25 protein-coding genes are annotated in these 24,407 nt (G+C 59.3%); 11 read left to right on the top strand and 14 right to left on the bottom strand.

From position 1 onward, the window contains the following. Positions 1-75: 75 nt before the first annotated feature. Together der and OA90_RS10675 are read left to right on the top strand one after the other, a co-directional pair. Positions 76-1,503, top strand: a complete 1,428-nt coding sequence (gene der, locus OA90_RS10680) for a ribosome biogenesis GTPase Der (protein WP_068410499.1) — start codon at positions 76-78, stop codon at positions 1,501-1,503. Between the two features lie 95 nt (positions 1,504-1,598). Next, positions 1,599-2,396, top strand: coding sequence for an inositol monophosphatase family protein (locus tag OA90_RS10675; RefSeq protein ID WP_068410497.1), 798 nt, complete (start codon positions 1,599-1,601; stop codon positions 2,394-2,396). 23 nt (positions 2,397-2,419) lie between these two features. On the opposite strand, the gene OA90_RS10670 is transcribed toward OA90_RS10675, so the two are convergent. Together OA90_RS10670 and OA90_RS10665 are read right to left on the bottom strand one after the other, a co-directional pair. Further along, complete coding sequence (locus OA90_RS10670; RefSeq protein ID WP_244274589.1) at positions 2,420-2,833, bottom strand: VOC family protein; 414 nt, start codon at positions 2,831-2,833, stop codon at positions 2,420-2,422. 4 nt (positions 2,834-2,837) lie between these two features. Next, entirely contained in the window at positions 2,838-3,452 is a 615-nt protein-coding gene (locus OA90_RS10665) for an HAD-IA family hydrolase (RefSeq protein ID WP_068410494.1), read from the bottom strand. A gap of 357 nt (positions 3,453-3,809) precedes the next feature. Here OA90_RS10665 and OA90_RS10660 point away from each other — a divergent pair, with 357 nt between their 5' ends. After that, complete coding sequence (locus OA90_RS10660; protein ID WP_068410491.1) at positions 3,810-3,995, top strand: hypothetical protein; 186 nt, start codon at positions 3,810-3,812, stop codon at positions 3,993-3,995. Positions 3,996-4,210: 215 nt separating this feature from the next. Here the strand turns inward: OA90_RS10660 and OA90_RS10655 are convergent, their stop codons facing one another. The 6 genes from OA90_RS10655 to alr form a co-directional block, all read right to left on the bottom strand. Beyond that, the gene (locus OA90_RS10655) at positions 4,211-4,699 is read right to left on the bottom strand and encodes a GNAT family N-acetyltransferase (protein ID WP_068410489.1); all 489 of its coding nucleotides are present in this window, start codon (positions 4,697-4,699) and stop codon (positions 4,211-4,213) included. A 166-nt stretch (positions 4,700-4,865) separates the two neighbouring features. Beyond that, positions 4,866-5,594 carry an SDR family NAD(P)-dependent oxidoreductase gene (locus OA90_RS10650; protein WP_068410484.1) on the bottom strand — a complete coding sequence of 243 codons (729 nt, stop codon included), beginning with the start codon at positions 5,592-5,594 and terminating at the stop codon, positions 4,866-4,868. 62 nt (positions 5,595-5,656) lie between these two features. After that, positions 5,657-7,129, bottom strand: a complete 1,473-nt coding sequence (purF, locus tag OA90_RS10645; RefSeq protein WP_068410726.1) for an amidophosphoribosyltransferase — start codon at positions 7,127-7,129, stop codon at positions 5,657-5,659. A 181-nt stretch (positions 7,130-7,310) separates the two neighbouring features. Beyond that, complete coding sequence (locus OA90_RS10640) at positions 7,311-7,922, bottom strand: CvpA family protein (RefSeq protein WP_068410482.1); 612 nt, start codon at positions 7,920-7,922, stop codon at positions 7,311-7,313. A gap of 73 nt (positions 7,923-7,995) precedes the next feature. Next, positions 7,996-9,390 carry a DNA repair protein RadA gene (gene radA / locus OA90_RS10635; RefSeq protein ID WP_068410479.1) on the bottom strand — a complete coding sequence of 465 codons (1,395 nt, stop codon included), beginning with the start codon at positions 9,388-9,390 and terminating at the stop codon, positions 7,996-7,998. 15 nt (positions 9,391-9,405) lie between these two features. Then, positions 9,406-10,548, bottom strand: coding sequence for an alanine racemase (gene alr, locus OA90_RS10630; protein WP_068410476.1), 1,143 nt, complete (start codon positions 10,546-10,548; stop codon positions 9,406-9,408). Between the two features lie 699 nt (positions 10,549-11,247). Between alr and OA90_RS10625 the strand changes: the two genes are divergently transcribed. After that, a complete protein-coding gene (locus OA90_RS10625) occupies positions 11,248-11,961 on the top strand; it encodes a hypothetical protein (protein WP_156510453.1) in 714 nt (237 codons plus the stop codon). 41 nt (positions 11,962-12,002) lie between these two features. Here the strand turns inward: OA90_RS10625 and OA90_RS10620 are convergent, their stop codons facing one another. From OA90_RS10620 to rpsF, 4 genes are all read right to left on the bottom strand, one after another. Beyond that, on the bottom strand, positions 12,003-13,487 hold the full coding sequence (locus tag OA90_RS10620) for a replicative DNA helicase (RefSeq protein WP_068410470.1): 1,485 nt from the start codon (positions 13,485-13,487) through the stop codon (positions 12,003-12,005). Positions 13,488-13,853: 366 nt separating this feature from the next. Continuing rightward, positions 13,854-14,462: a 50S ribosomal protein L9 gene (rplI, locus tag OA90_RS10615; RefSeq protein WP_068410468.1), complete on the bottom strand. Its 609-nt coding sequence runs from the start codon at positions 14,460-14,462 to the stop codon at positions 13,854-13,856. A 116-nt stretch (positions 14,463-14,578) separates the two neighbouring features. Further along, positions 14,579-14,827 (bottom strand): 30S ribosomal protein S18, encoded by a 249-nt coding sequence (gene rpsR / locus OA90_RS10610; protein WP_068410465.1) that lies wholly within the window; start codon positions 14,825-14,827, stop codon positions 14,579-14,581. Positions 14,828-14,833: 6 nt separating this feature from the next. After that, on the bottom strand, positions 14,834-15,271 hold the full coding sequence (rpsF, locus tag OA90_RS10605; RefSeq protein WP_068410462.1) for a 30S ribosomal protein S6: 438 nt from the start codon (positions 15,269-15,271) through the stop codon (positions 14,834-14,836). 584 nt (positions 15,272-15,855) lie between these two features. On the opposite strand from rpsF, the gene fabD reads away from it, so the two are divergent. From fabD to gmk, 7 genes are all read left to right on the top strand, one after another. Next, positions 15,856-16,800 (top strand): ACP S-malonyltransferase, encoded by a 945-nt coding sequence (gene fabD / locus OA90_RS10600; protein WP_068410459.1) that lies wholly within the window; start codon positions 15,856-15,858, stop codon positions 16,798-16,800. 71 nt (positions 16,801-16,871) lie between these two features. Next, a complete protein-coding gene (gene fabG / locus OA90_RS10595) occupies positions 16,872-17,609 on the top strand; it encodes a 3-oxoacyl-[acyl-carrier-protein] reductase (protein ID WP_068410456.1) in 738 nt (245 codons plus the stop codon). Between the two features lie 260 nt (positions 17,610-17,869). Then, on the top strand, positions 17,870-18,103 hold the full coding sequence (locus tag OA90_RS10590) for an acyl carrier protein (RefSeq protein WP_008194310.1): 234 nt from the start codon (positions 17,870-17,872) through the stop codon (positions 18,101-18,103). Between the two features lie 85 nt (positions 18,104-18,188). Continuing rightward, a complete protein-coding gene (fabF, locus tag OA90_RS10585; RefSeq protein WP_082836967.1) occupies positions 18,189-19,454 on the top strand; it encodes a beta-ketoacyl-ACP synthase II in 1,266 nt (421 codons plus the stop codon). A gap of 228 nt (positions 19,455-19,682) precedes the next feature. Continuing rightward, entirely contained in the window at positions 19,683-20,813 is a 1,131-nt protein-coding gene (mltG, locus tag OA90_RS10580) for an endolytic transglycosylase MltG (protein ID WP_068410450.1), read from the top strand. 58 nt (positions 20,814-20,871) lie between these two features. After that, complete coding sequence (locus OA90_RS10575) at positions 20,872-21,765, top strand: YicC/YloC family endoribonuclease (protein ID WP_068410447.1); 894 nt, start codon at positions 20,872-20,874, stop codon at positions 21,763-21,765. Positions 21,766-21,770: 5 nt separating this feature from the next. Further along, complete coding sequence (gene gmk / locus OA90_RS10570) at positions 21,771-22,475, top strand: guanylate kinase (RefSeq protein ID WP_068410444.1); 705 nt, start codon at positions 21,771-21,773, stop codon at positions 22,473-22,475. 51 nt (positions 22,476-22,526) lie between these two features. Here the strand turns inward: gmk and rsmA are convergent, their stop codons facing one another. Next, entirely contained in the window at positions 22,527-23,378 is an 852-nt protein-coding gene (gene rsmA, locus OA90_RS10565; protein WP_068410441.1) for a 16S rRNA (adenine(1518)-N(6)/adenine(1519)-N(6))-dimethyltransferase RsmA, read from the bottom strand. A gap of 1 nt (position 23,379) precedes the next feature. Then, positions 23,380-24,402 (bottom strand): 4-hydroxythreonine-4-phosphate dehydrogenase PdxA, encoded by a 1,023-nt coding sequence (pdxA, locus tag OA90_RS10560; protein ID WP_068410437.1) that lies wholly within the window; start codon positions 24,400-24,402, stop codon positions 23,380-23,382. Positions 24,403-24,407: the final 5 nt, after the last annotated feature.

Raw genomic sequence — 24,407 nt, 5'->3', positions numbered from 1 at the left:
TCTCGCGGTTCCGCGGGAAAGCAGGCTGATCTCAGGCCTGGCCCTTCAGGAGGTCCGCCATCAGGAGTAATTGCTGTGGGCGCTACAGTCGCCATTATCGGACGGCCAAATGTCGGCAAGTCCACGTTGTTCAATCGACTTGTCGGCAAGCGCCTTGCCCTCGTCGACGACACCCCAGGCGTGACCCGCGACAGGCGTCCTGGCGACGCCCGCCTGGGGGATCTGCGCTTTACCATCATCGACACCGCCGGTCTTGAAGACGCGGATATGAGCACGCTGGCTGGGCGCATGCGCCGGCAGACGGAAGAAGCCATCGAGACTGCCGATGCCGTTCTTTTCGTCATCGATGCGCGTGCCGGCGTCACCCCGCTGGATGCCCATTTCGCGGATGTCGCGCGCAAGACGACGCGCCCGGTGATCCTGCTTGCCAACAAGGCGGAAGGCCGGGCGGGCGAGGGCGGCTTGTATGAATCCTTTTCCCTCGGCCTCGGGGAACCGATCGCCATTTCCGCTGAACATGGCGAGGGACTCGCGGACCTCTACGATGCACTGAAACCGCATGTAGACCGGATTACCGATGAGGAGGAGGCCAGGCGCGAAGAAGCCGTCACCAATGTCGAGGTCGACGAGGACGGCGAGATTGTCGGCGAGGAGGATCCCGTCGGGACCCATGACCGGCCGTTGCGGGTGGCGATTGTCGGCCGCCCGAATGCCGGTAAATCCACGCTCATCAACAAGATGCTCGGTGAAGATCGCATGCTGACCGGTCCTGAGGCCGGAATCACGCGCGATTCCATTTCCGTGGAGTGGACCTGGCGCGAACGGCACATAAAGCTCTTCGACACCGCAGGCATTCGCCGCAAGGCGCGTGTGCAGGAAAAGCTTGAAAAGCTCTCTGTCGCGGATGCTCTTCGGGCGATCAAATTCGCAGAAGTGGTGGTGGTGACGCTCGACGCCACCATGTCATTCGAAAAGCAGGATCTTCAGATCATCGATCTTGTCGCCCGCGAGGGCCGGGCCCTGGTGATCGCGATCAACAAATGGGATCTGGTCGAGGACCGGGAAGCGGCCTGGAAGAAGATCCGCGACGCCAACGAACGCTATTTCAACCAGATCCGTGGTGTGCAGATCGCAACCCTGTCCGGCCTTCAGGGCCAGGGAATCGACAGGATGGTCGAAAGCATTTTCACGGCTTATGAAGCCTGGAATTCGCGTGTTTCCACCTCCAAGCTGAACCGCTGGCTGGAGCGGGTGACGATCAACCATCCGCCGCCTGCCGTCGCCGGTCGCCGCGTGCGTCTTCGGTACATGACGCAGGCGAAAACCCGTCCGCCGCATTTCGTGGTCTTCTGCTCCCGGCCGGAACAGCTGCCGGAGAGCTACACCCGCTATCTGGTGAACACGTTGAGAGCCACTTTCAACATTCACGGCACACCTATCCGCCTGTCCTACCGCAAGGGGGAAAACCCTTACGCGACCAAGAAAAAGCGGAAAATCCAATAGCCGGGTCCGTGCCGCCACAAACATTCACGCGAAAGCTATTCGACTATCCCTGAACAGCTTTGCCTCCGCCAAAACTCTTTGAAGGAACTCTTTTGATGTCACAAGAACGGCTTGATTTCGCCGAAGCCCTGGCCCGTAAGGCGGGTGAGCTCGGATTGGATTATTTCCGCAAGCTGGACACCTTGACGGTGACGCAAAAGGGTCACCAGGACCTCGTCTCCGAGGCCGACCGGAATGTGGAGACGCTCATCCGCGATGAGATCGGCAAGGCTTATCCGCAAGACGCCATTCTGGGCGAGGAACATGGCATGGAAGAAGGTGCCTCGGGTTATACCTGGGTGACCGATCCCATCGACGGAACGGCGAATTTCGTTGCCGGTATCCCGCAATGGTGCGTGATCATCGCCTGCGTTCATAAGGGCCAGGTGATCGTCGGCGTCATCCATGATCCGGTCTCCAACGAAACCTTCAAGGCGGCGGCGGGTCACGGAGCCTTTCTCAACGGCAAGCCGATCAAGGCGTCTGACAGCGAAAGCCTATCCAACGGTTCTGTCGGCGTCGGGTTCAACGGCCGCACGGCGGTCACCGATGCGGTGAATGTCGTCGGGGCTCTCGTTTCCAAGGGCGGCGTCTTCTTCCGCAATGCATCCGGTGGTTTGATGCTCGCCTACGCCGCCTCCGGCCGTCTCATCGGCTATGTGGAATCCCACATGAACGCCTGGGACTGCCTTGCCGGCATGCTGATCACCCGGGAAGCGGGCGGAGAAGTGATGGAACAGGATATCAACCATTCTCTCCGTCACGGCGCCCGTGTGGTCGTCGGCGCTCCCGGTGTCTTCAGCGACCTGAAGGAAATCGCCGAAAGTTCCTTCTCTCCGCTCGAAGCGGCCTGAACGGCAGATCTTCTGCCGCAGGTTCACACATGCTGATCGACCAGGACCGGGTTTCCGTCCGGGTCGATCAACATGAAACTGGCGGGGCCACTGCCTGTCTCATCCGCTTCCGAGACGAAGGTGTAGCCTTTGGCCTTCAATTCTTTCTGGATTTCCCGAACGTCCTGAAACCCCTTGAGGGTCTGTCCGTCCTGATCCCATCCGGGATTGAACGTCAGGATGTTGTTTTCGAACATGCCCTGAAACAGCCCGATAATCGTGTCCCCGTTCTTGAGGACCGTCCAGTCATCCGCGTTGCAAATTCCGCTATCTGCAAAACCGAGCCCTTCGTAAAAGGCTTTTGATTTCTGGAGGTCCTTGACCGCGAGACTGATTGAAAACGCACCGAGTTGCATGGAAAGCTCCTTTTCCAGAATGCCGGGAAACCCGGAAATCATGCTTTCAAAGTCCGAGAAAGGAAGCAAGCTCGGTGCGGGTGTCGTCCGTGAAATGAAAGCCTTTCCAGCCGAGCGTGACGGCTGATCTGATGTTTGTGGCACTGTTGTCGATCAGCAGGATCTCCTGTGGCGCCAAACCTATCGTATCGGCAACGTGCAGGAAAAAAGCCTTGTCGGGCTTGGTATGACCGATACACCCTGACGAGAAAATGCGGCTGACCAGCTTCCCGAAACCCGCCTGATCCTCGATATAGGTCGCGCGCCGGGTTTCGTTGTTCATCGCGATCACCTGCAGAATGTTCTGTCCGGCCAGTTGCTCGAGTAGCCCCATCGTGTAGGGATCTTTCAGGTCGTCCTTCGCGAACCAGTAGTCCAGAAGCATGGACGCGTCGATCGCGTGATCACTTTGGTCAAGCCAGTCCTGTACATGGGTTTTCAGGTCCCGTTTGCCGGAAATCACGTGGGCGAACCGCGCGTTGAAAATGCCTTTCTGGAAAGTCTCGACCGGAATGCCCAGATCCGTTTCGAGCGTGTCGGCCCAAACAAACCGACCGTTGACGATGTTGCGGTTCAGCACCCCGTCGAAGTCCCAGGCAATAGCCCTGATGTCGCTGTGCATCCTTGAAAACTCCGAATTCTGAACTGTTCGTTGCGGCCAGCATCGAAAACGGGAATGACGGAGGCGGCCCTCTGCGTTGTGCCTTTTTCATCTGCTCCGGACGGCTGACACAGTTTCTCGTGTTTTTAAAGCCAGCTTCCGGATGAAGTCTTATCCCATAGCAGTCGTCAAGTTCGTGCCAGCCACTGCCCTGCGTCGACCGGTTTCTCAATCGCCTGCACGAGGGACGTGCAGGCGGGCGCCGCGCCATTAAAATTTGCCCGGGCCTTGCTAAGTTACTATAGATGTTCAGGAAAGAGCAGGCCCTTGGGATTCAGCACAATAAGCGGACTACGAGGAAATCCATGAGCGGAAAATATGGCGGGATACCGGGAACTGCCCATTGCGAGGGCACCTGCCGGCCAGGTCGCGGTCGCGGTAATTGGCTGTTTCCGCTTTCCATCTTCCAGGCTCTTGGTCTCCTGCTGCTGGTATCTTCAGGTCTACGTCGACGGCTCGGACAAGCACGTCATGGCCCGGCTGGTCATCCAGAAACTGGATTAGGAGATGGCCTCACGAACTTCGGATGACCAAACTGTTTGGAGATGCGTCGTCGTATTCATCCTGGTTCAAAAGGGCTGCTGCGCGGCGGGATGATGGCTTGGTCGCAACGCCTGCCCGGGCCGCTGGCGCGGGGCAGGGTGCCTTGCTCCATCAAAACTTGTAAGAGGGCGGGTGACGCCCCAAAGTGTGGGCCTGCCGTTGGAGAGACCTGCCGTTCAGGATCTCGCCAACATCGGCAGGATCAAGCCCCACCGGGTCTCTTGTGGCGGACCGGATGGTCTGAACCCGAGCTTCCTGTAGACGGCTATCGCCCGTTCATTGTCCGGGTGCGGATCAGTCGCGATCACAGGTGCGCCTTCGTCGAAGAGAATTTGCATCCTTGCGCCAATAAACTCTGATCCATGGCCAACGCCGACCATTGCCGGGTCTCCAATATACTGGTCTATTCCCCTTGAGCCTCTGGGGAGATTGGCAAAATGGTGATCTCCCCATCCGTGCACCGTGTAGTCCTGCATGTAGGCAAAGGGCCGTTCGCTTGCTGAGACGATCCAGCGCGCCACCCGAGAATCGGCCAGATCCGCTTCGTCATACGGCTCGCAGGAGTCCCACCACTTCTGCACATGCGGAGTTGATTGCCACGCCTCCAGTAAAGCGAGATCATCCAGTGTCACTTTGCTGAATCTGTAGTAACCGGTTGCGATCATCCAACCACAATAACAGATCGGCCGGCTGCAGGTTTGAGCTCCGGAAGTTTGGCGTTTCAGCGCATTCATGCTTTCAGGAGATCGCCCGAACGCAACAGGATCTGGATGTGAACTCGCAGAAGGGGCGGCATTCGCACCGAACCGGGAAAACTGGAGTGACCAGGCTTCAGGGTTGAACCCATTCACGGCTGACCCGGTCGAAGAGCAGGCCCGTTTCCAGAACATCCGGTTTCAAAAGCATCAGCAGGTCTTGCGCAACGACTTCCGGGGTCGGCAGGTTCTCGGGAATTTCACCCGGCATGGCCTTGGCGCGCAGGCCGGTGCGGGTCGGGCCGGGGTCCACCAGATTGATTTTCATGGCGGTCTGCCGGCTTTCGTTCGCCCAGGTTTTGGCCATCGCCTCGACCGCCGCCTTGCTGGTGGACTGCAGGCCCCAGAACGCCGTGCAGGTCTGGGCCTGAACCGATGTCAGGAACAGTGCCCTGCCGGCATCCGACTGGCGCAGCAGCGGGTCCAGCGAGCGGATCAGCCGCCAGTTCGCGGTCACATTCACCGCCATGACCTTTTCGAAGTCCTTCGGTCCGATATGGCCGAGGGGCGACAGGACGCCCAGCATTCCGGCATTGCCGACGAGGATGTCGAGCTTTTTCCAGCGCTCGTAAATCGCCGCACCCAGCCGGTCGAGCGCGTCGAGATCGGTCAAGTCGACCGGCACGAGCGTCGACTGGCCCCCGGCGGATTTGATCTCGTCGTCCAGATCTTCCAGACCTCCAACCGTGCGCGCGAGGGCAATGACATGAGCTCCGCGCGCAGCAAGCTGCTTGGCAACCTGATAGCCAATGCCGCGAGAGGCGCCGGTCACCAGAGCTATCCGGCCTTCGAAGTCTTTTTCCATTGGATGTCTTGATCGATCTTGAAGTGTTGGAGCATCCCGCGTTCAACCGAATGCCGGATGCGTTATCCGACTTCCACCAGGCGGGGAGGTCTGATGAAGTCCTGCTCTCCGGAAAGGTCTGTCAGCGGCGTCGGGTAGTCCCCGGTGAAGCAGTGGTCGGTGAACTGCGGATTGGCGTTGTCGCGCCCGTCGTAGCCCATGGCCTTGTAAATTCCGTCCACGGACAGGAACGCCAGACTGTCGGCACCGATATAGGCGCGCATTTCCTCCAGCCCGTATTTCGCCGCCAGCAGCTTTTCACGCACCGGGGTATCGATGCCGTAGTAGTCGGAAAATTTGATCGGCGGGCTGGCAAGCCGGAAATGCACCTCGCGGGCTCCGGCATCGCGGATCATCTGAACGATTTTGACGGACGTCGTGCCGCGCACCAGACTGTCGTCGACGAGGACAACGCGCTTGCCTTCGATCCGCGACCGGTTGGCCGAATGTTTCATCTTCACACCGAGCGCGCGGATCTGTTGTGTCGGCTCGATGAAGGTGCGGCCGACATAGTGATTGCGGATAATGCCCAGTTCGAACGGCACACCGCTTTCCTGGCTGAACCCGATTGCAGCCGGGACGCCGCTGTCGGGAACCGGGACAATAACATCTGCTTCAACCTGGGTTTCCCGGGCAAGCTGCCTGCCCATCTCCCGGCGTACATCATAGACGCTGCGTCCGCCGACGATGGAATCAGGCCGTGAGAAATAGATGTACTCGAAGATGCACGGCCGGGCGGTCTGCTTGCCGAACGGGAAATAGGATTCAATCCCGGTAGGCGTGCACACGATGACTTCGCCGTTTTCCACCTCGCGGATGAACTTCGCACCGATGATATCGAGCGCGCAGGTCTCGGACGCCAGGATCGGTGCTCCGTTGAGATCTCCAAGGACCAGCGGGCGGATGCCGAGCGGGTCGCGGGCGCCGATCAGTTTCTTTGCTGTCAGCGCCACCAGGGAGTAGGCGCCCTCCATCTGGGTGATCGCCTCGATGAAGCGATCGACGATCTTGTCCTTGCGGGAGCGGGCGACAAGCTGGAGAACGACTTCGGAATCCGACGTCGACTGGCAGATTGCTCCGTCACGGATCAACTGGCGGCGCAGGGTGAGGGCGTTGGTGAAGTTGCCGTTGTGGCACACGGCGATGCCACCGCCGTCAAGTTCGGCGAACAGCGGCTGGACGTTGCGCAGGATCGTCTCGCCGGTCGTGGAATAGCGCACGTGTCCGATGGCGGCCATGCCGGTCAGGCGCGCCATCGTCTCCGCGTCGGAGAAATGATCGCCGACAAGCCCGAGATGCCGTTCCGCCCGGAACTGTTCATTGTCGAAGGTGACAATTCCGGCGGCTTCCTGGCCCCTGTGCTGGAGGGCATGCAGGCCAAGTGCCGTCAGGGCGCTGGCATCCTCGTGACCCAGAATACCGAAAACACCACACTCTTCGCGCAGCGTGTCGGCATTGATGTCAAACGCTTCATGCAAGTCGGCTTCGCCGTTCATGGCGAACACTCCTTCGTTCCGGCCGGCATTGAGGGCCTGCCTGGATCAACCGGCTTCCAATCGGAATCGATGGGAGCTGTGCAAGTTGATCGATTTCAAAGTGCCAAAGTACCCTGTGTTCCACGGATCGCAGGATACTTCAGATCATATTTTGCATTCCAGGACAGGCTTCCTGTCCGCGTCAATTGCTGTCTGTCGTAAGTTGTTCAAGGCCCTGGCGTTCGGAATCGCTGTAGTTCGGTTCCTCCGCCGGCGTGGATGCATCGCCGCCGGTCAGGTTGTTGTCGCGGATCTTGTCGAGGATCGCCTTTTCCGGATCTTCCGGCAGCACGGCCACCAGTCGCTCACCGATGGACAGAAGGATCGGCCGCGATTTGGCATTCACCACCCAGCCCGGTTGCTGGTCGGGTTGGACAAACCAGTTGAAGAACATCATCGCCACCACCACCAGAAGCAGCCCGCGCACGGCGCCGAACACAAAGCCCAGTGTCCGGTCCAGCGCCCCGATCCGGCTGTCCAGCACGAAATCGGAAATCCGCATGGTGATGTAGCTGACGACGATGAGCGTGACCAGAAAGACGGCCGCAGCGGAAGCGCCGATGGCGACCAGGTCATGGGCAATATATTGCTTGGCGTAGGGCAGCACACGCTCATAGAGCAGAAAGGCCGCTGCCGCCGCCGCAACCCAGGAGACGATGGAGAGCACTTCGCGGACGAATCCACGGATCATCGCGAGGACCGCCGAAATGAACATGATGACCAAGAGAAGTCCGTCCAGCAGCGTTATCGGCATTGTCCTGAAAAATCCTCTTCTGGCGCTCGAAAGCGAGCGGCAACCTTTAGTCGGTAACTGTTTCCATCATGCGTCAACTTTCCTTCAAGGCACCAGCCTCGGCCGAGATTTTGGCGACAAAGTCCCCAAGTTCCGCCAGTCCGGTCGTCTTGAAGGACGCTCCCGCGCTATCCTTCAGGTTGCCCTCCGGGCAATAGGCCTGATCAAAGCCGAGTTTCTCCGCTTCCTTCAGCCTGGATTGCGCCTGGGCCACCGGTCGGATGGCTCCGGAAAGGCTGACTTCGCCGAAATAGACGCAATTGGCCGGAAGGGCAAGTCCGCTGAGCGAAGAGATCAGGGCCGCCGCCACGGCAAGGTCGGCACCCGGCTCGTTGATCTTGAGCCCACCGGCGACATTCAGATAGACATCGTGTTGGGAGAAACGGACCCCGCAACGGGCTTCCAGCACCGCCAGGATCATCGACAGGCGCGCGCTGTCCCAGCCGATCACGGCCCGGCGCGGCGTGCCGAGGGAGGATTGCGCCACCAGGGCCTGGATCTCGATCAGCAGCGGTCGTGAGCCTTCCAGGCCGGCAAAAACGGCAGCGCCCGGGGCGCTGGAGTTGCGGTCGCCCAGAAACAGGGCTGACGGGTTCGGAACCTCCACGAGGCCCTTGCCCGTCATTTCGAACACGCCGATTTCATCCGTCGCGCCGAAGCGGTTCTTGACCGAGCGCAGAATGCGGTACTGGTGTGCCCCGTCGCCCTCGAAATAAAGCACGGCATCGACCATATGCTCGACCACCCGCGGCCCTGCGATCTGGCCATCCTTGGTCACATGCCCGACAAGCACCATGGTCGTGCCGTTCTTCTTTGCGTAACGCACCATCGCCTGCGCGGAGGCACGGACCTGAGTGACGGTGCCGGGTGGCGATTCGACCTTGTCGGTCCAGAGCGTCTGAACGGAATCCAGGATCAACAGGGCAGGAGCCGTGTCCGATTCGAGCGTTGCCAGGATGTCCTCGACGCTGGTCTCCGCCGCCAGTGCGACGGGAGCTTCCGACAGGCCGAGCCTTTCGGCCCGCAGCCGCACCTGACCGATTGCCTCTTCGCCGGAGATATAGACCGTCTTGTGCCCGAGCCGGGCAAGCTGTGCGGCTGCCTGGATCAGCAGCGTGGATTTGCCGATCCCCGGATCGCCGCCGACGAGCAGGGCCGAGCCGCGCACGAACCCTCCGCCGGTCACACGGTCAAGCTCGGCCACCTCTGTCCTGATACGCGCCGCTTCCTTTGCATCGCCTGTCAGCCCCACCAGGGGGATCACCCGTCCCTTGCTGCGTGATGCCCGCCCGGGTCCGCCGCCGATCCCGCCACCGGTCTGCTCTTCGACAATACTGTTCCATTCGCCGCAGGATTCGCAGCGCCCGGCCCATTTGGCGGTCACCGCCCCGCAGGTCTGACAAACATAGGACGAGGGCCGCCGGGCCATGAAACGCTGCTCCGATCAAATAAGAGGGGCGTAGACGCGCTCGAAGCGCCGCCCGAGACTTGTCAGGTATTCGTAATCGATGGTTTCCGCATAAGCCGCGAGGTCGGAAGCCGCAACACTCGGCCCCAGCATTTCCACAAGGGCGCCCCTCTTGAGCAGCTCTTCTGGAACATCGGTGACATCGAGCGTGATCATGTCCATGGAAATGCACCCGAGGACAGGCGCCCTGTATCCGCCGATCATGGCGAAGCCGCCGGGACGTTCATCCGATGAGCTTGCACGGCGAAGCAGGCCGTCCGCGTAGCCGGCGGCGACCACTGCGTTCCGGAGGCGGCGTGTGGCGCTCTGGCGGGCTCCGTAGCCGATGGTGTCGCCCTCGGGAACGTCGCGCACCATCATGATGCGGGCCTCGACCCTGGCCACGGGCTTCATTGCATTGGGTTCGCTGTCGATTGCCTTGCCGCCATAGAGCGCGATGCCCGGCCGGACCAGGTCGAAATGATACTCCGGCCCCATCAGGATGCCTGCGGAGTTCGCAAGGGACCTCGGGATATGGGGAAAGGGAGCCGTGACCTCTTGGAAGAGGTCGAGTTGCCGGCGGTTCATGGGATGTGCGGGCGTCGATCCGCATGCCAGATGGCTCATCACCAGAGAAGGAACGAAGGGGCCGAGCAGATCCGCATCGCTCATGGCGGCGGAAAATTCGGCCGGTGACAGGCCGAGCCGGTGAATGCCCGTATCGACATGAACCGCGGCGTCCAGATTTTTTTCCGCGCTTTTGCAGATCCCGGTCCATTCGCGAAGCTCGCAGAGCGACCCAAGAACAGGGCGGATATCATGCTGGATGAAATGCTCCGCCGTTCCGGGAAAGAGACCGTCGAGAACATAGATGACGGCATCGGGCAAAGACATCCGCAAGTCGAACGCCTCGGTCGGGACCGCGACGAAGAAGGTTCTGCACCCGGCGCCGGAAAGCGCCCGTCCGGCCTGTTCCTGGCCGACCCCGTAGGCATCCGCCTTGATGGCCGCGGCACATTCGGCTCCGCCGTCCAGCTTGCCGTTCAACACGGTCCAGTTCGCGGCGATAGCCGCGAGATCGATTGTCAGGCGGCCGCCATAAAAATCGGGCGAATGGAATGGGGTCTGGGAAGACGGCACGGCGCGGCTGGTTCTCCGGACAGAATCAATAGTCTTGTTTGCGAAGAGCGTAGCAAATCCTGACGCGGTTGGGTCAACGAAGAAGTCGCGGAACTGCGGTAAAGTTGAGCGTTAGGTCCGATGCCGACACCTTAACCCGTTATCGAAATTCAAAGCCGGTCTGGCCACTAGGTACGGATCTACACCGCCGAGCTCTGCAATTACAGATCCATACCCTAAGGATCCAGTGAAGCTTGCTACAGAAGACCAGGTTACGGCTTTCGACTTCCATGATGATGGTGCATCGGTTCTATCCCCGAGATTTTGGTGGAACCCCGGCAGGCAACGACGCTGATGTACTCGACCATAAGAACGCGGTGAGCCACGTCCTTTTTCAGAATGTCTGGCCATTTCCAGCGTCTGTGCGGAAAGACGCAGATCTTCCAACAGGCTCCTACCGGTAGCGTCAAGTACACTTGCCGGAAAGATTTATCCTGTCAATTAATGAAACACGAGGTGGAATAGAGTTTTTTAAGTATTTTATCGCATCATTACCCAAATGAATAGGAGTTGTACTAAATATCCAGTACGTAGAAATTACAAGTTTAGTGCGACGAAAATTGTAAATAATGATGGTCGATGCAATGAACTCAAATGCATAAAATAGCACGTATGAGAACATATCGAACGAAATATATACTTAAAGTGGCAATGCTCTTCATGGCTTTGCTACTTCACGGCCCCTTGCTGGTGCAAGCTTCAGCTTGTGGTGTTAATACTGTGTGGCGTGTCAGTTTTGGCGAGACGCCTGGACTTACCGAGCCGGGTAAAAAAAGCACTCTGATAGAGTTCATTGAAAATATGACGGTCGGTGCCGGGATAGATCTACAATACCAAGTTGTGCCTTTCAAAAGATCTTTGATAAGCGTGTCGGCAGGACACGCCGATATGCATGTTCCATTGCTTCAATCTGATGATAATCTGCTGATCGATGAAAATCTCATGTACTCGGAAGCGTCCTTTTTCGAAGTGCCCTTCAACGTCTACATGGAAGCGGATTCAGAAATTTCAGGTTCCGATATCTGGTCCGGTGGCGAGTTGATTGAAACAGATGCCGCACACACGCACTTTTTCCCGTTTTCAGTCACCGGCAGCCATTGCATGGAGTGTTCCCTGAGGAAGCTCGTGCGCGGACGTATTGACGCCTATATCTATGCAGAAGTTACGACCGAGAGAACCATTAAGAAACTGGATTTCGGACATAAAATCCGTCGTGAATTCTATAAAACTTTCCCTGTAAAAGCCGTTCTCCCGAGAAATGAATGCGGAGAGGAATTGAACCGGAAGCTTAACTCCCTGGTTCCCGCTGCACGACGCGCAACGACCAATCCGACTTTTAGGGCTAAACCGAAGACGCCCGAACTTTCAAATTAGCACTCGAATGCCAGGAAATGGCAAGCACTTCCTTCTGCCGCTTATTCGTAGCGCTCCGGTAGGTGATCGTCCTCTGCAAGGTCGGAGAAGCGGGTGTACTGGCCCTCGAAGTGGAGGTATGCCGTGCCCGTCGGTCCGTGACGCTGCTTGGCGATGATCACTTCCGCCTTGCCCTTGGCGGCATCGTGCTTGGCTTCCCAGGCCGCGTATTCCGGCGAGCCGATTTCAGGCTCTGTTTTGGAAAGATAATATTCCTCGCGATAAACGAACAGAATCACGTCTGCGTCCTGCTCGATGGAGCCTGATTCACGCAGGTCCGACATCATCGGCCGCTTGTCGTCTCGAGATTCCACCTGCCGCGAGAGCTGGGACAGGGCGATGATCGGAACTTGCAGCTCTTTCGCCAGAGCCTTGAGATTGGTCGTGATCTCGGTGATTTCCTGAACCCGGTTGCCGGAATTCTTGGCGGACCCCGAAAGCAACTGAATATAGTCGACCACCAGCAGGTCAAGTCCACGCTGGCGCTTCAGCCTCCGGGCCTTCGACACCAGGGCGGCGATGGAGATGCCGCCGGTCTGGTCCACATGCAGCGGCACCGTTTGCATGGTCTGGGCACAGGCAGCGAGTTTTTCGAATTCGGCTTCGGTGATATCGCCTCGCCGGATCTTCGAGGACGAAATTTCCGCCTGCTCGGAGATGATACGCGTGGCGAGCTGTTCTGCCGACATTTCCAGCGAGAAAAACCCGACCACGCCGCCATTGACTGTTTCAAGGTTGCCGTCGGGCCGTTCTTCCGCCTTGTAGGACTGGGCGATGTTGTAAGCGATGTTGGTCGCGAGCGAGGTCTTCCCCATGGCGGGGCGGCCAGCGAGAACGATAAGGTCGGAGGACTGCAGTCCGCCCATCAGGCTGTCGAGCTCGCGCAATCCCGTGGAAATGCCTGACAGAGCGCCTTCGCGGTTGTAGGCGGCATGCGCCATCTCGATGGTTTCCGACAGGGCGTCGCTGAAGGTGACGAATCCGCCTTCGGTGCGGCCTGTTTCGGCCAGTTCGAACAACCTGCGTTCAGCATCGTCGATCTGCTGGGTGGGCGGCACGTCGATCGGCGCGTCATAGGCGATGTTGACCATGTCCTCGCCGATGCGGATCAGGTTCCGGCGGATGGCGAGATCGTAGATCGTACGGCCGTAATCCTCGGCGTTGATGATCGAGGCGGCATCGCCTGCAAGGCGCAGCAGAAACTGGGTCGCGGTGAGGTCGGCGATTTTCGCGGAGGCCGGATAGAATGTTTTCAGCGTGACCGGTGAGGCCGTCTTGCCGGCCCGGATGAGGTGAGAGATCTTCTCGAAAACATCCTTGTGGGGAGGAACGAAAAAATGAACTGGCTCGAGAAAGTCTGACACCCGGTAGAACGTCTCGTTGTTCACCAGAATCGCACCCAGAAGCTGCCGTTCCGCTTCCGCGTTATGCGGTGCGAGGCGCTGGATGTCTTCTTCAGATTCGACCTTCTGCAGTTTGCCGTTCATTTCGTCCCCCGGTGACCCAACTGCACTGGGAATACCCTCAGACGGAGACAGGCTCAAGCGGCAAAAAAAGCTGATTTTGTTTCCCACTGCCTGTGGCAGATCAGCGGGGATAGAATCGAATCCCGCTTGACTCGCAAGCCTGTAGTGGACTCAAGGCGCTAGAGCTTAGTTATTGAAATTACGTATATTTTTAGAACGATGAATAGACGGTAAAGGATTTGTTAAAGGATTCAGTGCCTTGCGACGGAGACTGAAATCGGCGGATTAGCCCGGTTTCCTAACCGGGAAGAAAAATCACCGGCTAACAAAAAAACGGCGCTGCAGGCAGCGCCGTTTGATTTTAGTCGGATAACGGTCCCGAAGGAATTATTCCGGCTTTTCTTCGACTGCTTCTTCGCTGGCCTCGGAAGCGTCTTCGCCGCCTTCGCCTTCAGCGTCGTCTTCGCTCTCGTCTTCTTCTTCTTCAAATTCGAAGACGTCCATTTCCGGAGTGGTCAGGTCTTCACCGGCGGCCTGGCGGACCGCTTCGTCCGTCGAACGGGCAACATTGACCGTAACGGAGACTTCAACTTCCGGGTGGAGCCTGATCAGAACGCTGTGCAGGCCGATCGTCTTGATCGGGGTGCGCAATTCAACCTGGCTGCGGGTAACGGTGAAGCCGGCTTCGGTAAGGCCTTCGGAGATGTCGCGGGTGGACACTGAACCGTAGAGCTGACCTGTTTCGCCGGCAGAGCGGATCATGACCAGAATTTCGCCGTCGAGCTTGGAGGAAACGCTTTCCGCTTCGCTCTTGCGCTCAAGGTTACGGGCTTCAAGCTGGGCCCGCTCATTCTGGAAACGCTCCAGGTTGGCCTTGTTGGCGCGAAGCGCCTTGCCCTGCGGCAGAAGGAAGTTACGGGCATAACCGTCGCGAACGCGCACGGTGTCGCCCATCTGGCCAAGCTTGGCGATACGCTCAAGAAGGATAATTTGCATTGTTTTGCTCCTACTGTCCCACCTTTTGCGGTGGTTAGAGGCCGTTTGCCCGCGGCCCCAATTCGGGTCTCCCGGGCGGACCCGGGAGAATGGCGTCTCCAGAGATAAGGAGAAGCTTAGCTGATCAGGAAGGGCAGCAGGCCGAGAAGGCGGGCGCGCTTGATGGCACGGGCCAGCTCACGCTGCTTTCTTGCTGAAACCGCGGTAATACGGCTCGGAACGATCTTGCCGCGCTCGGAAATGTAGCGCTGAAGCAGACGGATGTCCTTGTAGTCGATCTTCGGCGCGTTGGAACCGGAGAACGGGCAGGTCTTCCGGCGACGGAAGAACGGACGGCGGCTCGGAAGCTGTGCAACATCAACCATGATCTCTTACTCCCCTTCTGCACGGCGCGGAGGACGGCTGCCACCCGGGCGGTCGCCCCGGTCGCCACGATCACCGCGAGGTCCATCACCGCGTCCACCGCCACCACGGCGGTCGTCACGGTCACGCTTTTGCATCATTGCGGACGGTTCTTCGTCCAGTTCATCGACGCGGAACGTCATGAAGCGCAGGACGTCTTCGCTCAGGCCCATCTGGCGTTCCATCTCGGCAACCGCTGCATGCGGAGCGTCGAGGTTCATCAGGGTGTAGTGAGCCTTGCGGTTCTTCTTGATGCGGTAGGCGAGGGATCGCAGACCCCAGGTCTCCACTTTGCCGACAGTTCCACCGGCGCCTTCGATGAGGCCCTTGTACTGTTCGACGAGTTGTTCGACCTGCTGGGCCGAAACATCCTGGCGCGCCAGGAAAACGTGCTCATAAAGAGGCATGAAACAAGCCTTTCTTCGTGTTGACAACGCAGGGCTGGCGCAGAGCCTCCTCGCAGCTTCGGAAAGGCACGAGAATTCTAACGAGAGCGGGAACACGGGAAGTCGGATCTTTTTAAGGATCCTGGCATAATGCCCTTCCGTTCAGCTCCCGGCCACACCCCGGATGAAGCGCGCTCTATACTCGCTTTCCTGGAAATTGCAAGCTCAATCCGCCAAAAGATGAGGGAAACCGCTTTCCCTGTATGGCCAACTGCCCCGCTCCCGGCGGAAGCGGTGTTTTGTTTGTCCAACGGCACCCGGCAACAGGCTTTCAGAGGTCCGCTCCTGCCGGAAACACCCGGGAGACAAAGACACCGGAAAATCGGGTTTTCGGGTGCGGGCGGCGTGGAAAACGCGTAAACAAGGCGCGAAACAGGAAATGATTGAGGGCTGGGCCTTGACAGTTTGGCCAAGAGCGTATCATAGCCTCGCGCCAAGTTCAGACATATGGCCCCGGGCGGGCCACTGCACCGCTTTTCAATCAAAGCCGAAGATCTTTTGCCTGATGGCGGGGATCTCACACGTGTCACGGAGGCGTATTCCAGATGACCATTGCATTCACCTTCCCCGGACAGGGCAGCCAGAGCGTCGGAATGGGCAAGATCCTTGCCGATACATATCCGGAAGCGAAAGCTGTCTTCGATGAGGTCGACGAGGCGCTGGGGCAGAAACTCTCGCAGATCATGTGGGACGGACCGGAAGACGCGCTGACACTGACGGCGAATGCCCAGCCTGCTCTCATGGCTGTAAGCCTCGCCACAATGCGCGTTCTGGAAGCCAGAGGCTTCGACCTGGCCGCTGGCGCTGCCTATGTGGCCGGCCATTCGCTTGGTGAATATTCCGCGCTCGCGGCTGCCGGAAGTCTGGATGTCGCAACCGCCGCGCGCCTGCTGCGCGTCCGCGGCGATGCCATGCAGAATGCTGTGCCCGTCGGGCAGGGCGCAATGGCCGCGCTTCTCGGACTGGATTTCGACGTGGTTGTCGAAGTCGCCGAGGCCGCGGCCCAGGGCGAGGTCTGTCAGGCGGCAAACGACAATGCGCCCGGCCAGGTGGTTGTTTCCGGACACGTGGCCGCCGTCGAGCGTGCCATCGAGATTGCCAAGGCCAAGGGCGCTCGCCGCGCCTTGCTGCTGCCGGTCAGCGCTCCGTTCCATTGCGCGCTGATGGCGCCGGCGGCAGACAAGATGGCCGAAGCGCTCGCCAATGCGGACGTTCGTTCGCCTGCGGTGCCGCTGGTGGCCAATGTTGTCGCCGGACCGATCACCGGTCCCGACGAAATCCGTGGCCGGCTTGTAGAGCAGGTAACCGGCACCGTGCGCTGGCGGGAAAGCATCACCTGGCTTGCGGAAAACGGTGTCGACACATTTGTCGAAATCGGAACCGGCAAGGTGCTGACCGGCATGGTAAAACGCATCCACAAGGAAGCCACCGGCCTCGCCGTGAATACGCCTGAAGACATCGATGCCTTGCTGGAAAAGATTTCCGGCTGACGCCTCAATCACCGGCCATCAGATTTAATGTCCCGCTGAGGGGCGCATTCACCATCAGGGAAGGACCCCACATGTTCAGCTTGGAAGGGAAAAATGCCCTCGTCACCGGCGCAACCGGCGGCATCGGCGAGGCGATTGCCCGTGTGCTCCATGCGCAGGGCGCAAATGTTTCATTGTCCGGCACCCGTGCCGAGAAGCTGGAAGCGCTGGCATCTGATCTGGGCGAGCGCGCCTTCGTAACGCCCGCCAACCTGTCGGACCGGGAGGCCGTCGGAGGCCTTCTTGCGGCCGCCGAGGAAAAGATGGGCTCGGTGGACATCCTGGTCAACAACGCCGGCATTACCCGCGACAACATTTTCATGCGCATGAAGGATGAAGAGTGGGATCAGGTTCTGGAAGTCAACCTGACGTCCGGTTTCCACCTGTGCCGGGCAGCGATCAAGGGCATGATGAAGCGCCGTTCCGGCCGCATCATCGGCGTCACCTCCGTTGTCGGCGTGACCGGAAATCCGGGCCAGGCCAACTACGCCGCGGCAAAAGCCGGCATGATCGGCATGTACAAGTCTCTTGCCCGGGAAGTCGCCAGCCGCAACATAACCGTCAACACGATTGCACCGGGTTTTATCGAAACCGCGATGACCGATGCACTGAACGACAAGCAAAAAGAATCGATTTTGGCAAACGTCCCGGCAGGCCGTTTGGGAACTTCGGTGGAGATTGCTTCGGCTGCACTGTATCTTGCCAGTGACGAAGCGGCCTACATGACCGGGCAGACGCTGCACGTCAATGGCGGCATGGCTATGATTTAAAAGGAAATTTCGCCGATCAGGCAAAAAGAATCCGGGCCGCTCCCGTGCGGTCTGGACCGGCTGGTAAAGGGCAACAAAGTGTGTTACCAACCCGCCGATTGTTACGAATTGCGCAGTCATGTTCGATATTCCGTGTTCGGAAACCGGCCTGCCTGCGCGCAGACATCTTGAAGACAGCGATCGCCTGCCACCGTTTTCCTCGAAATCGGTCAGGGCAAGCTTCGCCAAAGATGAACAGACGAAAACTAAGGAAGTAAAAGATGAGCGATATCGCGGATCGGGTAAAGAAAATCGTCGTTGAGCACCTCGGTGTGGATGCGGAAAAGGTCGTGGAAGGTGCAAGCTTTATCGATGACCTGGGCGCAGACAGCCTTGACACCGTTGAACTGGTCATGGCGTTTGAAGAAGAATTCGGCGTGGAAATCCCGGACACCGCAGCAGAAACGATCCTGACTGTTGGCGATGCCGTCAAGTTCCTGGAAGCCAACAAGTAAGGGCTCTGCCCTTCCTGATTTTGAACTGAATCTGGTGCCGGCGGGGCAAGTCCCCGCCAGTCCTTTCCAACGCAAGTGCAGGTTTATGAGGCGAGTTGTCGTAACTGGGGTGGGCATGGTGACGCCGCTTGGTAGTGGTGTCGATGTCACTTGGAAAAAGATCCTCGAAGGCAAAAGCGGGGCAAACAAGGTCACCAATTTCGAAGTCGACGATTTGGCCTGTCAGATCGCCTGCCAGATCCCGCGCGACCCCTCCGCTGAAGGGGCTTTCAATCCGAACGACTGGTTGGAGGTCAAGGAGCAGCGCAAGGTCGATGACTTCATCGTCTACGCCATGGCCGCCGCCGATCAGGCGATAGCTGATTCCGGCTACAAGGCCGAAACCTACGAGCAGCAGGTCCGATCCGGCGTGCTGATCGGCTCGGGTATCGGCGGACTGCAGGGCATCGAGCAAGGTGCCTATATGCTGGCTGAAAAAGGCCCGCGACGCCTCAGCCCGTTTTTCATTCCCGGACGTCTCATCAATCTGGCCGGCGGTTATGTCTCCATCCGCCATGGCCTAAAGGGACCGAACCACGCCGTGGTGACCGCGTGTTCCACAGGGGCTCACGCCATCGGCGATGCGTCCCGTCTGATTGCCTTCGGCGACGCGGATGTGATGGTGGCCGGAGGAACCGAATCGCCTATCTGCCGTCTGGCGCTCGCCGGGTTCGCCGCGTGCAGGGCCCTGTCTACCGGCTTCAACGATAGCCCCGAACGGGGATCCCGGCCCTACGACAAGGCCCGCGACGGCTTTGTGATGGGTGAGGGTGCAGGTGTCGTGGTTTTGGAAGAATATGAGCATGCCGTGCGCCGCGGCGCGGATATCTACGCGGAGGTCATCGGGTATGGCCTCTCCGGCGATGCTTTTCACATTACCGCTCCTTCCTCCGATGGCGACGGCGCCTACCGGTGCATGGAGGCGGCACTGAAACGCGCTGAAGTCACCCCCGCCGACATCGACTATGTCAATGCGCACGGGACTTCGACACCGCTGGGCGACGAGATCGAACTTGGCGCCGTGACCCGGCTCGCGGGCGAACATGCATCAGGTCTGACAATGTCGTCGACCAAATCCTCTATCGGCCATTTGCTTGGGGCGGCAGGGGCCGTTGAAGCAATCTTCTCGGTTCTGGCTATCCGCGACGGAATGGCGCCGCCGACAATCAATCTGGACGATCCTTCGGTCGAGACCGAAATCGATCTGGTGCCTCACAAGCCCAAAAAGATGGACATCAATGTCGCCTTGTCGAATTCTTTCGGCTTTGGTGGCACGAATGCCTCGCTTGTCTTCCGCAAAGTTGCCGCATAACCCGTTCAAATTCTCTCGGCCCGGACCTATTGTCATGGTTCGGGCCGAGGTGTTGATCGTGTCCGTTGGGCAGTAAGGGCAATCTTTGGTCGCCAAAGCGGGGACAAGATGCTCTAACGTCTCAAATTCGATCAGCTTTTCCGCTTTCATATGGGCCCATGTGAAAGAAGGTTGGTGTAGAGCCTGAGTCAGGGATCTGGGGGCTCAGTTTTGGAGGTGCGATCAAATATGCGCATTAAGCCGAAAAGCCCGCGTGAAGCCTTGCAGCCTGAACCGGCTCCGGGACCGCCGCAGCGCTCCCGTCACGTCCGCAATCCGCTCGTCATTCTGGTCAACATGATCATCTCGCTTGCCGTGATCGGTCTCGCCACGTTTGGCGGTGTGCTGTATTTCGGTAAGGAAAAGTTCGAGGAAGCCGGCCCACTTCAAAAGGACGCCACCGTGGTGATTTCTTCCGGAGCAGGTCTGTCCGGCATCACCGACCGGCTGTCCAGCCAGGGTGTGATCGAGAACAGTCTGGTCGATGAATGGATCTTCAATCTCGGCATCCGTTTCTACAAGAACGCCACGAAGCTGAAGGCCGGGGAATATGCCTTCGCGCCGGGCGTGTCGATGCAGGAGATCATGACCGATCTGGTGGAAGGCAATGCTGTCACCCATTCCGTGACCGTACCGGAAGGCTGGACCACGGCGCAGATCATCGAGCGGGTTCGCGCGCATCCGGTTCTGTCTGGTGAAATCACCGAGATCCCCCGCGAAGGAGACCTGCTGCCGGAGACCTACACTTTCGCGCGCGGAACGACACGTCAGGAAGTTCTGGAACAGATGAAGGCCGCCCAGGAAAAGCTCTTGGCTGAAATCTGGGAGCGCCGCTCCGAAGACCTGCCGGTTGCTTCGCCGGAAGAACTGGTGATCCTGGCGTCGATCGTCGAAAAGGAAACCGCTCTTGCCGACGAACGGCCGCGCGTCGCAGGTGTCTTTGTCAACCGTCTCAACAGGAAAATGCGCCTGCAGTCGGATCCGACGATTCTTTACGGTCTTTATGGCAGTGAAGCCTGGCTTAAGGACCGCTCTGCGATCAAGCAGTCGGAACTGAAGGCGGACAACAAATACAACACCTACCAGATCGACGGGCTGCCGCCCGGACCGATCGGCAATCCGGGCCGGGCGGCCATGGAGGCCGTGGCCAATCCGTCACGGACCAAGGATCTCTTTTTCGTCGCGGACGGAACCGGCGGGCACATTTTCGCCGAAACCTATGAGCAGCATCAGGAAAACGTCCGCAAGTGGAGACAGATCGAACGGGACATGCGAGAGGCTGAAAAGAACTCGCAAACACAGCCGGCGACGTCCAACTGATCGAGCATTCGACAGGCAAGACGAAAATCGCTCGCAACTTGTCCGCAAGGGGGGGCTAATGGCACTGGCCAGCATGACGGGATTTGCACGCGCGCTGGGGGAAACTGGTCCGGTTCGCTGGACCTGGGAACTCAGGTCGGTCAACGGCAAATCCCTTGATCTGCGCATTCGCATTCCAACCGGACTGGAAACGCTGGAACCGAAGATCCGCGAACGTTGCGGCAAGCTTCTCAGGCGCGGCAACGTTACAATCGGTCTTGCCATGCAGCGGGACCAATCCGAGCAGCAGCTTCAGGTAAATGAAAAAGCGCTTGAAGCGGTTCTTTCGACGATTGACCTTCTGAAAAACCGTGTGCCGGATCTCGCGCCGCCTTCTCTTGACGGTATCCTGTCGCAGAGAGGCGTGTTCGAGCTCAAGGAACCGGAAGAGGACGTGGAGGCTCAGGCAGCCCTGCACAACGCGCTGCTGACCACTCTGGACGCCGCCCTGATCGATCTGGTCGACATGCGCCATACGGAAGGTCAGGCGATCAGCGGCATCGTCCGCAAGCAGATTGACACCATCGCCGAGCTGACCCAGGCAGCCGAAAACCTGCCGGCCCGCACGCCGGAAGCCATCAAGGCCAGGTTGCGGAAGCTGGTTCTCGACCTCATGGATGCATCGGACAGTCAGCTCGACCCGCAACGCCTTCACCAGGAAGCGGTGATCCTTGCGACAAAGGCGGATATCCGCGAAGAGCTCGACAGGCTGCATGCCCATGTCGCCGCCGTCCGCGAACTGATGGACGCGGGCGGGGCGATCGGCCGGCGGCTCGATTTTCTGGCGCAGGAATTCAACCGCGAGGCCAACACCTTGTGTTCCAAATCCAACGATGTCGAATTGACCGCGATCGGATTGGACCTGAAGGCCGTCATCGATCAAATGCGTGAGCAGATACAGAACCTGGAGTAGACCACATGAGCGAGGCGCGCACAGGAACCCCGGCGGGAACGACCGTCAGCGCGGATCAGGCCGAGCAGCAGCGCAGGGGGCTGATGCTGGTCCTGTCGTCCCCTTCGGGCGCCGGGAAGTCCACCATTGCGCGCTTGCTTCTGGAAAAGGAAGACAATCTGGAATTGTCGATTTCCGTAACGAGCCGGCCTCGGCGCTCCAGCGAAGTCGATGGTGTGCATTATCACTTTCTGGACGCCGGACGGTTCGAGCAGATGCGCGATCATGGCGAATTGCTGGAATGGGCGGAAGTGCACGGCAATTACTACGCAACGCCCCGCGCACCGGTGGAAAACGCCATCGAGAGCGGCCGTGACATCCTCTTCGACATCGATATCCAGGGCACTTTCCAGCTCTGCGAGAAAATGCGCTCAGACGTGGTGTCCATTTTCATTCTGCCGCCGTCGATCGCCGAAATGAAATCCCGTCTGCATCGGCGTGCGGAAGACACCGAAGAAGTCATCGCCAAGCGCATGAAAACCGCGGTCGAGGAAATGTCCCTCTGGGGAGAATACGACTATGTGGTCGTCAATGACGATCTGGAGCGTGCCTTTGAGAATGTCCGCGCGATCCTGAGGGCGGAGCGCCTCAAGCAATTCCGCTCCCCGAAGATCGGCCCGCTTATCCAGGGCATGGTTGAGGATCTGCAAAAGGAACTGGGTGAGGAGTGAAGCAACCTGGACCCGGAAACGGCGCCTGGATCCAGATTTCGTGGATGTGCTTTAAACCGCTCCGGCTGCCCTGAACACATTGGCGAGGTCCACGAACCCGGCAATGTCGATTTCCTCCGCCCGCGCCGTCGGCTCGATGTCCGCCTGCACGATCAATTGTTCCGCTTCCGGAGAAAGCGCCTTGAGGCTGGCCCGCAGCATCTTGCGGCGCTGGCCGAAGGCGGCGGCTGTGATCCGTTCCAGAGCGGTCAGCTCGCAGGGCAGGGGCGTGGTTTCGGGCGTCAGGTGCACCACCGCGGAGGTGACCTTTGGCGGCGGGGTGAAGGCCTTGGGGCTTATGTCGAACAAGATACCGCCTTTGCAGCGCCATCCCGCCAGCACCCCGAGGCGGCCATAAGCTTTTGCGCCCGGTGCCGCGACGATCCGCTCGCCGACTTCCTTCTGAAACATCAAGGTCAGCGACGACCAGAATGGCGGCCAATCCGGCGTGGTGATCCAGTTGAGAAGCAACTGCGTGCCGACATTATAGGGCAGATTGGCAGCGATGCGTACCTTGCCGCCGCCGGTGAGGGCAACAGGATCGAGTTTCAGGGCGTCGCCTTCGATGACGTCAAGCCGGTCCGGATAGCGCGCCGAAATCTCGGCAAGCGCCGGCAGACACCGGCTGTCCTTTTCAATCGCAACGACTTTCCTGGCCTCCGATGCGAGCAGGGCCCGCGTGAGGCCTCCCGGTCCCGGTCCGATTTCCAGGACGGTGCAGTCCTCCAGGCTCCCCGCAGAGCGGGCGATGCGCGAGGTCAGGTTCAGATCGAGCAGGAAGTTCTGGCCGAGTGATTTCCTGGCATCCAGACCGTGAGTCGCGATCACGTCGCGCAGTGGGGGCAGATCGTCAATCTGGGCCAATTTACACCTGGTCGGGATTGGCGAGGACATCGGCAAGACGTACCGCCGCCGAGAAGCTGTCGATGCGGGCCGTGCCGGTGCCTGCCAGTCCGTAGGCGGTGCCGTGGTCCGGAGAGGTGCGCACGAAGGGCAGTCCGAGGGTGACATTCACGCCCTCGTCGAAGCCGATTGTCTTTGCCGGAATGAGCACCTGATCGTGGTACATGCCAAGCACGCAGTCGTAAGCCTTGCGCGCCGGGGGGTGAAACAGGGTATCGGCGGAATGCGGACCTGTTGCCGCTATGCCTGCCGCCTGGAGCCGGGCGACCGCCGGTGCGATGACATCGCGGTCTTCCGTGCCGATGGTGCCGTCTTCCCCTGCATGCGGATTGAGCCCGCAGATCGCCAGCCGGGGATTGGTGTATCCGAAACGGGTGCGCAGATCACGCGCGGTGATTTCGGCGGTTTCGACTATGAGGTCTTCGGTCAGCGCGGCGGGGACGTCCTTGATCGGAATATGGATTGTCACCGGCACGACCATCAATTCCGGACCGGCGATCATCATGACCGGCTGAGCTGGCGCATCGGGCCAGTGTCTGGCGGCAAGCGCGCCCAGAAACTCCGTATGTCCGGGATACGAGAACCCGGTTCTGTAGAGTGCGGCCTTGTTGATCGGGTTTGTCACCAGACTCGAGGCCAGACCGCTGCCGATATCATCGATACAGCCTTCGATGGAGGCGACGACCGACGGGGCGGTTTCGCTCTGCTCCTCGCCAGGCCGGTCCGTCAGGGCGGGCCCGGTCTGCACGATCGGCAGGGATTTTGAAAACCGCGCGGCGGCCTGATCCGGCGATACGCTGTCGATACGGATATTCAGACCAAGTGTTTCTGCCCGGCTGGCGATAAGCGCTTCATCCCCGCGCACATAGAAGGGCGGCAGGTGGAGAGACTTGCGATTTGCCCAGGCCAGAAGAACCAGATCGGGCCCGATGCCCGCGGGTTCGCCCATGCTGACGGCGATCGGTTTTTTTGCGGAGCGGCCCATATCGC

It is taken from the genome of Labrenzia sp. OB1, from assembly GCF_001624695.1.
Taxonomy (GTDB): Bacteria; Pseudomonadota; Alphaproteobacteria; order Rhizobiales; family Stappiaceae; genus Roseibium.
The sequence above is the reverse complement of the archived record's forward strand: the minus strand, read 5'-3'. Positions and strand labels throughout refer to the sequence as shown.

Bases quoted from the DNA above. Each gene is read 5' to 3' on its own strand.
- OA90_RS10675 (WP_068410497.1), top strand. From the start codon at position 1,599: ATGTCACAAGAACGGCTTGATTTCGCCGAAGCCCTGGCCCGTAAGGCG.
- OA90_RS10670 (WP_244274589.1), bottom strand. From the start codon at position 2,833: ATGATTTCCGGGTTTCCCGGCATTCTGGAAAAGGAGCTTTCCATGCAA.
- OA90_RS10665 (WP_068410494.1), bottom strand. From the start codon at position 3,452: ATGCACAGCGACATCAGGGCTATTGCCTGGGACTTCGACGGGGTGCTG.
- OA90_RS10660 (WP_068410491.1), top strand. From the start codon at position 3,810: ATGGCGGGATACCGGGAACTGCCCATTGCGAGGGCACCTGCCGGCCAG.
- OA90_RS10655 (WP_068410489.1), bottom strand. From the start codon at position 4,699: ATGATCGCAACCGGTTACTACAGATTCAGCAAAGTGACACTGGATGAT.
- OA90_RS10650 (WP_068410484.1), bottom strand. From the start codon at position 5,594: ATGGAAAAAGACTTCGAAGGCCGGATAGCTCTGGTGACCGGCGCCTCT.
- purF (WP_068410726.1), bottom strand. From the start codon at position 7,129: ATGAACGGCGAAGCCGACTTGCATGAAGCGTTTGACATCAATGCCGAC.
- OA90_RS10640 (WP_068410482.1), bottom strand. From the start codon at position 7,922: ATGCCGATAACGCTGCTGGACGGACTTCTCTTGGTCATCATGTTCATT.
- radA (WP_068410479.1), bottom strand. From the start codon at position 9,390: ATGGCCCGGCGGCCCTCGTCCTATGTTTGTCAGACCTGCGGGGCGGTG.
- OA90_RS10625 (WP_156510453.1), top strand. From the start codon at position 11,248: ATGGCTTTGCTACTTCACGGCCCCTTGCTGGTGCAAGCTTCAGCTTGT.
- OA90_RS10620 (WP_068410470.1), bottom strand. From the start codon at position 13,487: ATGAACGGCAAACTGCAGAAGGTCGAATCTGAAGAAGACATCCAGCGC.
- rplI (WP_068410468.1), bottom strand. From the start codon at position 14,462: ATGCAAATTATCCTTCTTGAGCGTATCGCCAAGCTTGGCCAGATGGGC.
- rpsR (WP_068410465.1), bottom strand. From the start codon at position 14,827: ATGGTTGATGTTGCACAGCTTCCGAGCCGCCGTCCGTTCTTCCGTCGC.
- rpsF (WP_068410462.1), bottom strand. From the start codon at position 15,271: ATGCCTCTTTATGAGCACGTTTTCCTGGCGCGCCAGGATGTTTCGGCC.
- fabD (WP_068410459.1), top strand. From the start codon at position 15,856: ATGACCATTGCATTCACCTTCCCCGGACAGGGCAGCCAGAGCGTCGGA.
- fabG (WP_068410456.1), top strand. From the start codon at position 16,872: ATGTTCAGCTTGGAAGGGAAAAATGCCCTCGTCACCGGCGCAACCGGC.
- OA90_RS10590 (WP_008194310.1), top strand. From the start codon at position 17,870: ATGAGCGATATCGCGGATCGGGTAAAGAAAATCGTCGTTGAGCACCTC.
- fabF (WP_082836967.1), top strand. From the start codon at position 18,189: ATGAGGCGAGTTGTCGTAACTGGGGTGGGCATGGTGACGCCGCTTGGT.
- mltG (WP_068410450.1), top strand. From the start codon at position 19,683: ATGCGCATTAAGCCGAAAAGCCCGCGTGAAGCCTTGCAGCCTGAACCG.
- OA90_RS10575 (WP_068410447.1), top strand. From the start codon at position 20,872: ATGGCACTGGCCAGCATGACGGGATTTGCACGCGCGCTGGGGGAAACT.
- gmk (WP_068410444.1), top strand. From the start codon at position 21,771: ATGAGCGAGGCGCGCACAGGAACCCCGGCGGGAACGACCGTCAGCGCG.
- pdxA (WP_068410437.1), bottom strand. From the start codon at position 24,402: ATGGGCCGCTCCGCAAAAAAACCGATCGCCGTCAGCATGGGCGAACCC.